The following is a 16,685-nucleotide window of genomic DNA, read 5'->3' on the forward strand; positions in this document are numbered from 1 at the left end:
GCTTATTTAGGTTGCTGTCCGCTCAGGAGGCCATCCAGGGTAACAGACACATAGTACAGGCCACCCAAAGTTGGACCGCCAGCGTACTGATAATATCGTTTGTTAAAAATATCGGTGGCGCCTAATTTAAAGGTAGCATAGTACTCCGGTACGCGGTAGGTAACCTGCGCGTCAAAAGTACCAATAGCAGGTACGTTTCCGGTAACCAGTGGGCTCTCCCACAGGAATGATTCCTGCCATTTGTAAACTACATTGAACCCAAAGTTTTTAACTACTTCACGGTTACCGAATGATACGTTGCCCGACCATTCTGGTGTGTTAAAGCCAGTCACAAAAATATCAGAAGCCGATTGCGATTTCAACTTGTTAAAACTCACGTTACCAGATATGGTGTATCTTTTATAAAAGTTATAAGTGATACCAGCAGATGAACCGTAGTTATTGTAGATGTTCTTGGCATTGGTGTACACGCGGTATCTGGCCTGACCCTGACTGGCTGCATTGGTTGAAGTTGCGGTAGTTGGGTCGCGGTTAATGTCCAGCATTGATAATACGGCCGCGTTTGTGCCCACGGTAGCGCCATTGGGTACAAACACCTGTACCTGGCCCAAAAAGCCATTGTAGCGGTTGGTATAGGCATCTATGTCGATAAATATTTTGTTATCCGCTACAATGCCTTTATAACCTACTTCATACGAGGTGATCTGTTCCGGACGAGCAGGCGGCAGGTCGGCCACTTTCAGCAGGTTCTTGTTGGCCAGGGCATTGGCATCTGTACTACCGCCCGGCGCTGCGTTTACCGCTGCGTTAAAGTTGGTTACCGATGTTTGAGTATAGCTGTTGCCTAAATAACCCAGGCCATCGTTTATAAATGGCAAGCTACCCACACGTTTCACGCGACCATTGTTTACGTACGACAGCGCTTCAAACAATGACGGGAACCGGTAACCGTTCTGGAAAGTGAACCTGAAATTATGGTTCTCATTCACGGTATAAACAGCGGCTAAACGAGGGGTAAACTTTGGATCAAAATAAGGGTTGTAATCCCAACGGATGGATCCGAATAATTTTAGCTTTTCGTCAAAAAATGTTTTGGTTACTTGTGTAAAGGCGCCATATTTTTTGTAGATCACATCTTTACCAAAACTTCCGTTGGCCAGTGGTGTGTTACGGTCAGCAATCGGGCGACTAAAATCAACAAAGTTGTTTCCATCCGGAATGATAGAATATACACGCACATCAGCGCCAGCCAGCAGGTCAACCACTTTTACACGGCTACTCAGGTCCCATTGTGCCTCGGCATTATACATATGGCTTTTTTGTATCAACGCGGCACCACCAGTTACCGGTGCATTTGGGATCAGACTCGATTTGATGTCCCAGTTGTTGATGCCGATGATGGTTTTACGCAGATCGTTAAATGCCTGAGTACCGGGTTCTACCCTGCCTTTATCAGCAGCGGCTCTCGCAAACTGCTCTGCAGCAGCCAAATTAGCTGATGTTAAAACACCTCCAGCGTATGATTTAAGGGCATTGCCATATAAAGTGGCCCAGGCCGAGTTACTGGCGTGGTTCAAATCAAGGTTATCTGCTAATGGCTTTACGTTGAATGAATTACCGGTATTTTCTATCGATTCGTAAGCACGAACCAAAAACTCCTTGCCTTTTAACTCTACTTTATGATTTTGTACGGTAGCGCCATCCAATGATATTTTGTTACCGCGTTGAAAAACACCATCCATACGGCCATAACGGTAAGTGTATGACAATATAGTGTTTGGGGTTATTTTGTAGGATAAAGTACCATCCAATTTCAAGTTGGTCACATGCGGATCAACCAGGTCAACCTCGTTATAGCCGGTACGGGCCACAGTAAGGTTTGGACGCGCAACACCATTAACGCTGATGCCTTTAATAACCACGGTATTGCTACCGGCAAGGGCGTCGTCGCCATATTTATTCCAGCCGTCATAAGCCGCGTTGCTGGTACCTGTCAATTCTGGATAGGCCGGATTGGCGGTTTTCAAGTTACCGGGGTTCTGATCTTTCTGGGTGTTTGATTGCCAGTCGGTGCCCTGTAAATAGCTAAAGTTTACTTTAAAAGCGAATTTATCGTTAAAAGCCTTGGCATATCTTAAAGCATCTTCGGTTAAGGAACTTGCACCCAAAGCATCATTACCCACATGGTTTAAAGCCTGGCGATGGTAAAAGCTCAGCCCTTGGTATTTAAAAGGATCTTTGGTGAATAAGTTTGATAAACCGTTGATAGCGTTGGTACCATACAAAGCGGCAGCAGCACCAGGCGTAATTTCAATGCTGGCAATATCCAGTTCGGTTGGGCCGATAGCATTACCCAGTGGTACACCCAAAGTAGCCGATTGCATATCAACTCCATCTACCAGTTGCATAAACCGGAAGTTGTTGGGGCTGTTAAAGCCGCGGGTATTAGGCACTTTAAGGGTGATACTGGTGGTGGTCATCTGCACGCCTTTTACGTTCTCCAGCGCGTCATAAAAGCTCGGGCCAGGCGATTGTTTTAGGGCGTTAATGCTCAGTTTTTCGATGGCCACCGGCGAACGCAGTAATTTTTCTTCCTTGCGCGACGCTGTAACCACCACTTCATTGATCAGTAATGATTGTGAGGTTAACTGGATGTTTAAAGGGCTGTTGGCGTTTTTAATATAAAACTCCTGTGGTTGAAAACCTACGGCGGTAAAAATGAGCGTATACGGCAGTTTAGCGCTCGTGGTTAAAGAAAACTTACCGGCACTATCCGTAGCCGTTTTATTGGTAGTGCCTTTTATGCTAACGGTGGTGCCCACTAAAGGCTGACCATGCTCATCGCCTACTTGCCCGCTTAGGATATACGAACCATTGAGTTGCGCATGGCTGATGGCTGGTGCAACCAAAAGAAAAAGTATAATAAGTTTTAAAGAATTTGTAAAAATTTTCATGTAGTAAGGTTGGTGGTGGAAATTGAATTAGGGTTGATTAATGTTTTGATAGATGTAGGGTCAAAAGCACCAACAACACGCAGTAGAGCACTGCATACTTGTAAGGGACATTATAGTAATTTTATAATAATGATACATTGTCTATAGAATTAGTCGACAAAAATAGAAAAAAAAAGTGTTTCCCAAATTTTTTTTGAGTTTAATTTTTGAGACACTTTATCAGGACTTATTATTTCCGTATCTTTGTACATACAACGGCCCGGTTTTTCTGTTAAAAAGGAGAACCGGGCCGTTTCAGTTAAGGATAAATAAGGCCAAAAATACACCAATTTAAAGTCAAGTATTTGTATATCAGTGAATTAATACTTTTTAAACTCTTCAAAACCCATCAAAAATTTGTTAAAAAGTGTTAAAATGACGTTAAAGGTTTGTTAAAATGGGTAATAACTAAGTCTTTTTATGTTGTTTTTGACTAAAAAAGTGTTAAAATTTAAGGTTTAAAAAGTTTTTTCCCGGCGATTTGTTAAATTATCTAATCAGCAACAGGGCGGATATCCCTCCTATCCTTTGACATTATTCATAGGGATAAGCCTCGAATTAAAATGAGAGACTAAATAATGATTTTGGCCTAATTTATGATTAAAATCATTTGATTTAAATTAAAACTACCTATTTTTTATTAGTAATTAGGTATAAAACAATATTAAACCCATCATTATGGCCTGTTTTTATTTAAATAGGCTAATTTTTCTTTATTTCCATCTTTTTTAACTTAAAACTACACTTAAATTAGTAAAAATTAACTATTTTTGAATCGAAATATCACCAGTAGGAAATGGCCTTCAACTATCAACGCATCATTATCAAAATAGGCTCTAACGTTTTTACCCAGGAAAATGGCTTGCCTAACCTGCAGCGTATAGAGCACTTGGTTGAACAGATAGCGGCGATCAAAAAACAGGGCAAAGAAGTGATTCTGGTATCATCAGGAGCGGTAGCTTCCGGTCGCAGCCTGATCACTATTTCCGAAAAATATGACGCCATCGCCGCGAGGCAGTTACTGGCTTCCATTGGGCAGGTAAAGCTGATCAATACCTACTCCAGTCTTTTTGAACGTTTTGACATTCTTTGCTCGCAGGTATTGGTCACTAAAGAAGATTTCAGGGATAGGATGCACTACCTGAATATGAAAAATTGTCTGGAATTGTTATTACAACACCAGGTAATACCCGTTGTAAATGAAAATGACGTGGTATCTGTAACGGAACTTATGTTCACCGATAATGATGAGCTTGCAGGCCTTATTGCCTCTATGCTGAACGCAGAGGCACTTATTGTGCTAACCAATGTTGATGGTATATACAATGGCAATCCAAGTGCACCGGGATCGGCAGTAATTGAAGAAGTTAACGGTTCTGTGGTTGATTTTGCAGAGTTTGTTTCCTCAGGCCGATCGCAATTTGGCCGTGGTGGAATGATCACCAAATCAACTATGTCGCAAAAAACAGCACAACTGGGCATTGCGGTGCATATTGCTAATGGTACCCGTGAAAATATTTTAACTGATGTGTTGGAAAATAAAGTGATACATACCCGCTTTATCCCTACAAAAAAAGCATCAGGCAAAAAGAAATGGATAGCTCATTCCGAAAAAGCGGCTACCGGCATTGTGCAGGTTAACGATGGCGCCAGGGTTGCTCTTACATCCAGTAAAGCCACCAGTTTATTGCCGGTAGGCATTATCAAAATACTAACCGACTTTAAAAAGGGCGATATTATTAAACTGGTTGACGAAAAAAACAAGCAAGTGGGCTTAGGTATAGCCGAATACGGGGCTGATAGAGCGCGGGAACGTGTTGGGCAGAAAAATCAAAAGCCTTTGGTTCATTATGATTATCTTTATTTACAGGGTTAACAGCAATGGAATACGATAGCTATTTTAAAAAGGCGCTTATTGCAGGCAGAAAGCCTACCCTTGCTCCTGCCCTGATTAACCAGGTACTGCAAGATGTGGCATCCGAAACTATTGCCCAAACGGAGTACCTATTAGCAGAAAACCAGAAAGATCTGGACCGTATGGAAAGCACCGATCCTAAATATGACCGGTTGAAACTTACCACCGCCCGAATTGAAGCTATAGCCGGCGATATGGTTAATGTAGCACTGCTGGATAGCCCGCTGGGTAAGCAGCTTTCCAAAACTAATATGCCTAATGGTTTGTCCATCACAAAGATTAGAGTTCCATTAGGAGTTGTTGGGGTTATTTATGAAGCCCGGCCTAATGTTACGTTTGATGTATTTGCGCTTTGCTTTAAAACAGGAAACATCAGCATATTAAAAGGAGGCAGCGATGCCAAGTTTTCTAACCAGGCAATTATCTCTGTTATATATAAAGTATTGAGTAAACATCAGTTGGATACTGATATTGTGACCTTATTGCCAGCTGATCGTGAAGCTACCGCAGCCTTACTAAATGCAGTTGGTTTTGTAGATGTGCTGATACCAAGAGGAAGCCAGTCGTTAATTAATTTTGTAAGGGACAATAGTAAAGTACCTGTAATTGAGACCGGGGCTGGCATTGTTCATACTTATTTTGATGAATCGGGCGACCTGGAGAAAGGTGCAGAAATTATAGCCAATGCTAAAACACGCCGTGTAAGCGTATGTAACGCGCTCGATTGTTTAATTGTCCACACATCGCGTATTGCTGATCTACCGAGGCTTACCCATATTTTAAAACAAAAGCGGGTAGAGCTATTTGCCGACGAAACTGCCTACGTGGCATTAAAAGGCAACTACCCTGATGATCTGCTAAATAAAGCAACTCCGGAGCATTTCGGTACCGAATTTTTATCTATGAAAATGGCTATTAAAACTGTAGTCGATTTTAAACAGGCACTTGAACATATTGCGTTAAACGGTTCAAAACATAGTGAGGCCATTATTAGCGAGGATGCAGAACATATAGCTACATTTTTAAATAATGTAGATGCTGCTGCGGTTTACGCTAATGTTTCAACTGCATTTACTGATGGTGCCCAGTTCGGTCTCGGTGCCGAAATTGGTATCAGTACACAAAAACTCCACGCCCGTGGGCCAATGGGGCTTGATGAATTAACCAGTTATAAATGGTTAGTCAAAGGCGATGGTCAAACCCGAAATCCATAATTATAAACCTATACCTATACTTTGTTGCAAAAAAAAGGTGCTCGAAAGAGCACCTTAAATTTTTCCTCACTGTTCGGTCTGTGTAGTTATTTAATCAGGTAGTTTGCTATAGCAACAAAACAAATAATCACTAAAATTACTCCTTGCAGTTTTTGCTCTAATGTTAGCTGGCTTATCATTTTAAATTAATTAGGGTATAGCAAATTTAAAATGTAAACATGATGTTACAATAGTGCAACGCACTTTTGCATTTTTTTTAACAAAAAACTTACATGTTTTTTACAATGGTCAGCCGTACATTTATTCATTAAAATAATTGCAAAAAAATGCTTGCCCTATTAAAATTCGTTTAGGGACTAAACATCGCTAGAATGTTAAATTTTATGCCTCATGATTAATTTATCTGCATTTTTTAGCTAGTTTTCGAACTATGTATTTTTTTACGTTTATAACGTACAGGAATATTAAAGAGTAAATTAGCTGTAAATATTCTTTAAATAACAAGTTTTTAACTTGATTAATATAATAATCTTAAATAAAGTGAAGCTTTATGTGATTGATTTAAGTATTTGATTATTAATATTAATTAACCAATGATTAATTTCTGGATTTTGTACTACCTTTCCATTTTACCCTCGGCTGACCTAATAACATATCAACATCAAAATCAAAAAGGTATCTTTGCCAGATTATGAGTAAGCACGGTAGGATCTTAGTGGCAATGAGTGGTGGTGTTGATAGTTCGGTAGCAGCAGTAATGTTGCATGAGCAGGGCTATGAAGTTATTGGTCTTACCATGAAAACCTGGGACTATGCCTCATCTGGTGGTAGTTCAAAAGAAACAGGATGCTGTAGTCTGGATAGTATCAATGACGCCCGTGCTTTAGCGGTAGGCTACGGTTTTCCACATTATATATTAGATATCAGGAACGAATTTGGCGATTTTGTGATCGATAATTTTGTGGATGAATACCTGGCAGGCCGTACCCCTAATCCATGTGTGTTATGCAACACGCATATTAAATGGGATGCTCTTTTAAAGCGTGCTGATAAACTCGACTGTGAATTTATTGCTACAGGACATTACGCTAATATTCGCTTACAGGATAACGGGCGTTATGTGATATCAAAGGGTAAAGACGAAAACAAAGATCAATCGTATGTATTATGGGGGGTATCTCAGCAAAATCTTGCCCGCACAAAATTTCCTTTAGGTAGTTTCTCTAAACCCGAGATCAGGCAAATGGCTATGGATATGGGGCAGATGGAACTTGCCAGTAAAAGCGAAAGCTATGAAATATGCTTTGTGCCTGATAACGACTATAGAGCCTTTTTAAGGCACAAAGTTGAAGACCTGGACGATCGTATAGGCCCGGGTAACTTTACGCTTACCAACGGTAGTATAGTGGGCAAACACCAAGGGTATCCGTTTTACACCATAGGGCAGCGTAAGGGATTGGGTATAGCGTTGGGTCATCCTATGTTTGTTACGGCTATAGATCCGCACACCAATACCGTTGTTTTGGGGACAGCTGATGAGCTGGAACGTAAACAAGCCTGGGTTAAAAACCTTAACCTGGTTAAATATGCCAATATTAACGAGCCTATAGAAGCTATTACTAAAATACGCTACAAAGATGCCGGTACGCAAAGCAGCATTGTACAAATGGGCGAACATATGAAAGTTGATTTTCATCACAATGTTTCAGGTATAGCACCCGGCCAGTCGGCTGTATTTTATGAAGGGAATGACCTACTGGGTGGCGGTTTCTTAATGTAGCCTCTCTCCTGTTATGTGCCAACGATAAGCTGTTACTCTGTGATTTTCATTATCAAAGCATCGTAAGACGTTGCTTTAATAATAATCCTGCATTCCAACTATTTATCAGTTTAGCCGTAAAAGCTTCGGGGCTTTTCCGAAAACAAATTTGCGTTTCACTTTCTTTATGTTTTATTTGCAAAAAAATAACTGCTTAAATGGCCAAAAACTTACTCATAGTTGAATCTCCGGCGAAAGCCAAAACCATCGAAGGATATCTTGGGAAAGACTTTACGGTTAAATCAAGTTACGGTCATATCCGTGATCTGGTGAAATCTGAAGATGCAATAGATACAGCTAATAATTTCACACAGAAATATGAAGTGCCAGCCGATAAAAAGCAAGTTGTTAGTGAATTAAAGAAATTAGCAAAAGAAGCCGAAATGGTTTGGCTCGCATCGGACGAGGACCGCGAAGGAGAAGCCATATCCTGGCATTTATTTGAAACACTGGGTTTAAAAGATGCCACTACCAAACGCATTGTTTTTCATGAGATAACCAAGCCTGCTATTCTAAAGGCGATTGATACACCTCGTAAAATTGACTATAACCTGGTTAATGCACAACAGGCCCGTCGTGTATTGGATAGATTGGTGGGTTTTGAACTCTCTCCTGTTCTATGGAAAAAAGTAAAGCCATCTTTATCTGCCGGTCGGGTTCAATCAGTAGCTGTAAGGCTGATTGTTGATCGCGAAAGAGAGATCAACAAATTTAAATCGGAAGCGGCTTTTAAAATAGTAGCCATATTTGGTAAAGGTAAAGAGGCATTCAAAGCCGAGCTCGCTGAGCGTTTTAGCAAACAGGAAGATGCCGAAAAGTTCCTGAGCGATTGTATCGGGGCCGATTTCGATATCCGATCATTAGAAACAAAACCTGCAAAACGCTCTCCTGCAGCTCCCTTTACAACATCTACATTACAACAGGAGGCCAGCAGAAAATTGGGTTATTCGGTGGCCCGCACCATGCAGGTTGCGCAAAAGCTATATGAATCTGGTAATATTACCTATATGCGTACAGACTCGGTTAACTTGTCAGAAACTGCGTTGAATGCCGCGCAGCAAGAGATTGTTTCAGCCTACGGCGAAAAATATCACCAGCACCGTAAATATAAAACCAAAAATGCCAGTGCCCAGGAAGCACACGAGGCAATAAGGCCAACTTATTTTAATAATCATACCATTGATGGCGATTCTTCAGAAAAACGCTTGTACGAACTAATCTGGAAACGCGCTATCGCTTCGCAGATGAGTGAAGCTCAGTTTGAAAAAACAACTGCGAAGATCAGCATCTCCAGCCGTAGAGAGGAGCTGACTGCTAATGGTGAAGTAATGAAGTTTGACGGTTTCCTGAAGGTGTACCTGGAATCTGCCGACGATGAGGAAGAAGATACGCAACAGGATGGTGAAAACGCTATGTTGCCTCCTTTAACAAAAGGTCAACGCCTGGCATTGCAGGAAATGTCGGCAACCGAACGCTTCTCACGCCCGCCTGCACGTTATACGGAGGCCAGTTTGGTTAAAAAACTAGAAGAGTTAGGTATTGGCCGACCATCGACTTACGCCCCTACCATTTCAACCATACAAAACCGTGGTTATGTGGTTAAGGAAGAGCGTGAAGGGAAAATACGTAACTTCAGGGTATTGACTTTAAAAGGAGATGCTATTGTTAAGGAAAACAAGACCGAAAATACTGGTGCTGAACGGGGAAAACTATTCCCTACGGATATTGGCGCGGTAGTTAATGATTTCCTGGTACAATATTTTAATGATATCGTTGATTTTCATTTTACAGCAAGCGTAGAAAAGCAATTTGACGAAATAGCACAGGGTTTAAAAGAATGGACAGCGATGCTTCATGATTTTTACAACCCTTTCCATAAAGAAGTTCAAAGCACTATAGAAACGGCTGATAAAGCTACAGGTGAGCGCGAATTAGGAGCGCATCCGGAAAATGGTAAAAAAATATCGGTACGTATTGGTCGTTATGGCCCATTTGTACAGGTAGGTGATAGCGCTACAGAAGAAAACGACGAAAAGCCACTTTACGCGAGTTTAAGAAATGGCCAGAGCATAGAAACCATCAGTTTGGAAGAAGCTTTAGAGCTTTTTAAATTACCAAAGGTTGTTGGTGAGTACGAAGGCAAAGTAATGAAGGTGGCTATTGGCCGTTTCGGACCTTATATCAGTCATAACAGCGCGTTTGTTTCCTTACCAAAAGAAATTGATCCACTGGATGTAACTGAAGAACAGGCAATCGAGCTGATCAATGCTAAACGTAAAAAAGACGCCGAGAAATTAATCAAATCTTTTGACGAAGACCCTGAGGTTAAAGTGCTGAACGGTCGTTGGGGGCCCTATATTGAATTTGGTAAGCTAAATGTGAAGATCCCTAAAGATAAAGATCCTTTGACCCTTACTTACCAAGAGTGCAAGGCACTGGCTGACGCTATGCCAAAGGATGCTAAAAAAGGGCGTTTTGGTAAAGCTGCCTCAGCAAAACCTGCAGCTAAAGCGCCGGCAAAGAAAAAAGCTGCAGCAAAGAAGAAATGATTTTTAGTGAATGGTTTATTAGGTTGATTAAGTGAATAGTTGTTCTATCATTTATTTAACTTTTCTCCTAATAGACCACTCACCTAATCAACTAAAACATGATAAAAGACCTTCCCGAAAATAACGTACAGGATATTGCAATAGCAGTTGCATTAGAGGGTGAAAATATAGAAACCAAGATTTGGTATGTATACCTCATCAACCTAAAAAATGAACCTATAGAAAATGTACTGGTTACCTCCAAAGGTTATGGTGAAAAAGACGGTGTACAGGTAAAAACCTCAACGCTTAGACATATGTTTCCCGAAGTTTCCGGGCAGGCATTTAAGCTTATTGAGCCTATTGATGAGCAAACATTCGGCCTTAATAACGAATATTGGCTTAGTTATTATATTGGCAAGAACATCTACGATAAAAAGTTCATTTTTTTGCCTGAAAGCATCGTTGAAATGAATTTTATCAAGCTGCCTGTTTTGAATAAACCAGGCGTTATGATACTATAATTTCATAAAATAAGTTTCCGTTTAAATTATTTATTCTCATAAATTTTATAATTTACATGATTATAAATAAACCTATTCTATGGAGAACGGATATACCAGATTCCGCAGACGCAAAAGCATTATTACTATAGGCGCGTCACTTGCGCTCATCTTATTAGTTGTTTACATTATTGCCAATGGCCGTAAAAAAGCGGTAGTCGATCCGGCCTTTAGTAAGTATATTGAATCCTATACCACTGGGGTTATCTCCAAAGAAAGTACCATTCGCATACGTCTGGCCGGGCAGGTACAGGTTACTCACCAGCAAAACGAACAGCTTAGTGATGACCTTTTTGATTTTTCTCCATTAGTAAAAGGTAAAGCCTATTGGGTTGACACGCGGACCATTGAATTTAAGCCCACAGGCAAACTTGATCCCGAAAAAAACTACACGGTAGATTTTGACTTGAGTAAACTGATTGAGGTGCCGCATAAATTTGATCATTTTAAGTTCGGCTTCCAGGTAGTAAAGCCCGATTTTAATGTAAACTTTGATGGTTTAACAACCGCTACAAATACATCCGTTGATGAAATGAAATTGGGTGGAACTATCCAGACTGCCGATACGGAAGATCCATCACTTGTTGAAAAACTATTAACTGTTAATTACGAGTTCCCCGTGAAAATTAGCTGGGAGCATAATACCGGAACCAAGGCACATCATTTTAAAATAACGGGGCTAAAAAGACAATCGAACAAGGTAACCCCGGTTACTATTAACTGGGATGGTAATAGCCTGAACGTTGATAAAAAAGGCAGCCAACATTTTGATGTACCTGCTATAGGCGATTTTAGGGTATTGAATATACGTGCCGTGCAGGATAATGATCAATATGTATTAGTTCAGTTTTCTGATAATATACTGGTTGGACAGGAACTGAATGGCCTTATAGGCATCAATAACATTACCGACCCTGCCTACACCATTGATGGTAGTACGGTGAAAGTTTATTCGCCCGAGAGCCTTCAAGGCAATTACAGCGTATTTGTAAATGAGGGGGTTGAAAATATATCGCACAAAAAAATCACCAAAACTTATACCGCCAGTGTCTTTTTTGAGAACCGGCTGCCAGCTGTAACCATACCTGGCAAAGGCGTTATCCTCCCCGACTCCGGTAAATTGATGATGCCTTTTGAAGCAGTGAATTTGAATGCTGTTGATGTAAGTATCATTAAGATATATGAAAGCAATGTACCACAGTATTTTCAGAGCAACGGTTTTGATGGTGGGCAGGAATTACGCCAGGTTGGTAAACCAGTAGTTCAAAAAACCATTAGGCTTGATAATGATAAAAGCCTAAACCTGAACAAAAAGAATCGTTTTATGCTCGATCTGGATCAGATGATCCGCACAGAACCTGGGGCGATATACCGTGTCGTGATTGGTTTCCGGAAAGAATACTCCCTGTATAATTGTAGTGTTGCCGGAGCTGGTGTAAAAAGCAGTAATAGCAATGGAGATGATGAAGGATATGATGGAGGGGAATATTATAACGATAACAGCAAGGTAAATGATGAGGATGATGATTTTTGGTCGCGTTATGATAATTTTTACCCTGAAGGCTATAATTGGCAGGACAGAAATAACGCCTGTACCCCATCCTACTTTACCAAACAGCGCTGGGCAACACGCAACATTATAGCTTCCAACATTGGTCTTATTGCTAAGCGTGGTACCAACAATAGCATGTTGGTGGCCGTTACTGATATTTTAAGCGCTCAACCCATGGATGGTGTCGATCTGGAGTTATTAGATTATCAGAAACAGGTAATTTACAAAACCACATCCGGTGAAGATGGTATCGTGAAGTTTGATCTTAAACGCAAACCTTATCTACTGGTTGCCAAAAAAGGAGCTCAGCGTGGTTACTTGAAATTGGATGATGGAAGCTCTCTGCCCCTTACCCGTTTTAATGTAGGCGGCGAAGAAGTGCAGAGCGGTCTTAAAGGTTTTATTTATGGCGAACGTGGCGTATGGCGCCCGGGCGATTCCATATACGTATCCTTCATATTAGAAGATAAATTAAAAACACTTCCGGCAGATCATCCCGTTCAGTTTGAGTTATATGACCCGAATGGTAAGTTATACAGGCGTATAAGCAAAACAACGGCTTTGGATGGCTTTTATAGCTTCCATACTGCTACGGAAACCTCATCACCTACCGGTAACTGGACAGCTAAAGTAAAAGTTGGCGGAGCTTCGTTTGAAAAAAAGATCAAGGTAGAGACCATTATGCCTAACCGCATGAAGCTGAACCTTTCGTTTGGCGGTGCTGCGGAGTTAACTAAAGGCAATAACGCCAATGGCAAGCTGAGCGCGCAATGGTTATTTGGAGGTGCCGCGCAAAACCTCAAAGCTAAGGTCGATGCGTTTTTAACCCCCCAAACTACAAGCTTCAAAAAATATGAGGATTATGTCTTTGACGATCCTACATTGGCCTTTAATACACAAACTCAAACCGTGTTTGATGGTAAGCTCAGTGCCAATGGCGTGGCGGATGTGGATGCCAACATCAATGTAGAAAAACAAGCGCCTGGACAGTTACGGGCTAATTTCCTGGTTAAGGTATTTGAACCCGGTGGTAATTTTAGCATACAACAAACTACATTGCCTTATAATGTGTATCCAGGCTATGTCGGTATTAAAACGCCGCAAGGCAGCGAGCTTTCGGGCATGTTAGTTACCGATCAGGATCATCAGGTTGATATCGCCGATGTAGATGTACATGGTAATACGCTGATTGGCACCCGTACCGTTCAGTTGGAGCTTTACAAAGTACAATGGCGCTGGTGGTGGGATCAAACCAGCAATGAAACAAGCAATTTTACGCAGGATAAGTACAATAAGCTTATTAAAGCGGCTACCGTACAAGTTACTAACGGGCATGGTAAATGGACATTACGCGTACCTAAAGCCGATTGGGGACGATACCTGATCAAGGTGAAAGACGAACAAACAGGGCACTCTACAGGAAAATTCATTTATGTGGATTGGCCAAACTGGTCGGAAAGGTTACAGCAAACTAATCCTACCGAAGCGGCCATGTTGTCGTTCACTTCCGATAAACCTACCTACAAAGTAGGTGAACAGGCCACATTAACTATACCAACTGCTGCTGATGGTCGCGCGTTGATCAGCTTTGAAAATGGCAGCAAGGTTTTAAAAACCACCTGGATTGATACCAAAAAAGGCCAAACCCAGTACCGCTTTACGGTTGATGAGACTATGGCTCCTAATGTGTTTGTGAACGTTACCCTATTGCAAAGACATTCGCAAACGGTTAACGACCTGCCTATCCGTATGTACGGCGCTATCCCGTTACAGGTAGATAATCCTGAAACCATTCTGAAACCGGTGATCAGTATGCCGGATAAAATACGACCCGAAACACAGTCGGCCGTTACCGTATCAGAAGCATCGGGTAAGGAAATGACTTATACCATTGCCATAGTTGACGAAGGTTTACTGGATATCACCAATTATAAAACACCCAACCCGCATGAGGCTTTTTACGCCCGGGAGGCGCTGGGGGTAAAAACCTGGGATTTGTTTGATTATGTAATAGGTGCTTTTGGGGGTGGTTTAGAACGTATTTTAAGCATAGGCGGTGATGGTAACCTGGGCAATAACAAAAATGTGTCTGTAAACCGTTTTAAACCCGTTGTAAAATTCCTGGGGCCATTCCATCTGGGCAAAGGCGAAAAGCAAACCACGCCCTTTAAACTGCCTCAGTACGTAGGTTCTGTTAAAGCTATGGTAATTGCCGGGCACGATGGCAGCTATGGTTTTGCCGATAAAGCTGTGGCCGTTAAAAAACCACTCATGATATTGGCAACACTACCCCGTGTGCTTGGCCCAACAGAAAAAGTGCAGTTACCCGTAACCGTATTTGCTATGGAGCCTAATATAAAAACGGTTACGGTATCGGTACAATCAAACGCGTTCAGTAACCTGGCAGGTAATAACACCAAAACGGTAACCTTCGTTAAAACTGGTGACCAGCTGGTTACATTTGATCTTGACGTTAAGGATTTTGTAGGTGTAGGTAAAGTAAAGATTGTAGCCAAAAGTGGTTCAGAAATTGCCGCTTATGATGTGGAGCTGAATGTGCGTAACCCTAATCCACCGGTTACCCGTGTACTGGAAAAGGAACTCAATCCGGGTGAGGTTTGGAATACGGCTTATCAGGCTGTAGGTATTAACGGAACTAATAAAAATACGCTCGAAATTGCTTCGATACCTCCTTTAAACCTAAGCAAACGGCTCGATTATCTGATAGCCTATCCGCATGGTTGCGTAGAACAAACTACATCTTCGGCGTTCCCGCAATTGTATCTGGGGCAACTGCTCGACCTCTCACCTATCCAAAAAGCCGAGGCTGAGCGTAATATCAAAGCCACTATCAGCAGGCTTAATGGCTTTCAGGTACAAGGTGGTGGCTTGAGCTATTGGCCAGGTTATGGTGATGCAGATGAATGGGGAACCAATTACGCCGGACATTTTATGTTAGCCGCCCAGGCCAAAGGTTACAGTATGCCCATTGGTTTTATGGAGCAATGGAAAAAATATCAAAAACAAAAAGCGCAAACCTGGGCACCGGATCCGCATAAATTTTATGGAGATGACTTGAACCAGGCTTATCGCTTATACCTCCTGGCCCTGGCCGGTGCACCTGAATTGGGAGCAATGAACCGGCTCAGAGAGTTTAAGTATTTAAGCATTGAGGCTAAATGGCGCCTAGCAGCAGCTTACAAACTTGCTGGACAACCCGAAGCCGGCTTAAGAATGATTACAGGCTTGCCCACTACCATAAAACCATACTACACCATGTATGGCACTTATGGCTCCGACTTGCGCGATGAGGCGATGATCCTGGAAACACTTACGCTACTCGGCCAGCAACAAAAAGCAGCTGGATTACTACGTGTAGTAGCCGCTAGATTATCTCAAGACGATTGGTACAGTACCCAGACCACAGCTTACTCACTTATTTCCATAGCACAATATTGTGGACAAAACAAAGCTGCCAGTAAGCTTACTTTTAGCTTTGATGGCGGAGTATCAAAGGGTAATATCAATTCCTCTTCTTATATATGGCAATCTGGTTTGGCAGCAAACGGCGGAAAAGCGATGGTTAAGAACAATGGCACCAACAAGCTATATTTAAGACTCATACAAAAAGGACAGCCTTCATCCGGGCTTGATGTAAAAACCTTTATTGATCCGCAGGTGATGGAAATGAGGGTTGGTTATTTTACGATGAGTGGTAAGTCGATTGATCCAACGACCTTAAAACAAGGCACAGATTTTGTTGCCCAGGTGAATATTAAAAATCCGGGTAGACGCGGCCGGTATGATAATTTAGCGCTTACACAGGTATTTCCATCTGGCTGGGAGATACTAAACAGCAGGATGCTGAACAACGACGAAGCATTCAAATCTTCGCCATCTGATTACAGGGATGTGCGGGACGATCGGGTGAACACTTACTTTAGTTTAGTAGAAGATAAAGAAGTTACCTATTATGTGATGCTGAATGCTGCCTATGCCGGCCATTACTACTTACCTGCAGTATATTGTGAGGCTATGTACAACAACTCAATCAACAGCTTAATCAAAGGACAGTGGGTTGATGTAGTAAAGTAAAATAAG

The 16,685-nt window shown here is 41.7% G+C and carries 7 protein-coding genes; 6 read left to right on the plus strand and 1 reads right to left on the minus strand.

Going from position 1 to position 16,685, the window contains the following annotated elements; genetic code table 11:
* Positions 1 to 2 precede the first annotated feature (2 nt).
* The gene (locus BW976_RS10550; protein ID WP_084192151.1) at positions 3 to 2,954 is read right to left on the minus strand and encodes a TonB-dependent receptor; all 2,952 of its coding nucleotides are present in this window, start codon (positions 2,952 to 2,954) and stop codon (positions 3 to 5) included.
* Between the two features lie 835 nt (positions 2,955 to 3,789).
* Here BW976_RS10550 and proB point away from each other — a divergent pair.
* From proB to BW976_RS10580, 6 genes are all read left to right on the plus strand, one after another.
* The gene (proB, locus tag BW976_RS10555; RefSeq protein ID WP_076373202.1) at positions 3,790 to 4,869 is read left to right on the plus strand and encodes a glutamate 5-kinase; all 1,080 of its coding nucleotides are present in this window, start codon (positions 3,790 to 3,792) and stop codon (positions 4,867 to 4,869) included.
* Between the two features lie 5 nt (positions 4,870 to 4,874).
* Positions 4,875 to 6,122: a glutamate-5-semialdehyde dehydrogenase gene (locus BW976_RS10560; RefSeq protein ID WP_076373203.1), complete on the plus strand. Its 1,248-nt coding sequence runs from the start codon at positions 4,875 to 4,877 to the stop codon at positions 6,120 to 6,122.
* Positions 6,123 to 6,813: 691 nt separating this feature from the next.
* Positions 6,814 to 7,902 carry a tRNA 2-thiouridine(34) synthase MnmA gene (mnmA, locus tag BW976_RS10565; RefSeq protein ID WP_076373205.1) on the plus strand — a complete coding sequence of 363 codons (1,089 nt, stop codon included), beginning with the start codon at positions 6,814 to 6,816 and terminating at the stop codon, positions 7,900 to 7,902.
* 197 nt (positions 7,903 to 8,099) lie between these two features.
* Positions 8,100 to 10,490 carry a type I DNA topoisomerase gene (topA, locus tag BW976_RS10570; RefSeq protein WP_076373207.1) on the plus strand — a complete coding sequence of 797 codons (2,391 nt, stop codon included), beginning with the start codon at positions 8,100 to 8,102 and terminating at the stop codon, positions 10,488 to 10,490.
* 98 nt (positions 10,491 to 10,588) lie between these two features.
* Entirely contained in the window at positions 10,589 to 10,993 is a 405-nt protein-coding gene (locus tag BW976_RS10575) for a hypothetical protein (RefSeq protein ID WP_076373209.1), read from the plus strand.
* 79 nt (positions 10,994 to 11,072) lie between these two features.
* Positions 11,073 to 16,679, plus strand: coding sequence for an alpha-2-macroglobulin family protein (locus tag BW976_RS10580; RefSeq protein WP_076373211.1), 5,607 nt, complete (start codon positions 11,073 to 11,075; stop codon positions 16,677 to 16,679).
* The last annotated feature ends 6 nt before the right edge of the window (positions 16,680 to 16,685 follow it).

Source organism: Mucilaginibacter lappiensis (genome assembly GCF_900155965.1).
Classification (GTDB): domain Bacteria; phylum Bacteroidota; class Bacteroidia; order Sphingobacteriales; family Sphingobacteriaceae; genus Mucilaginibacter; species Mucilaginibacter lappiensis.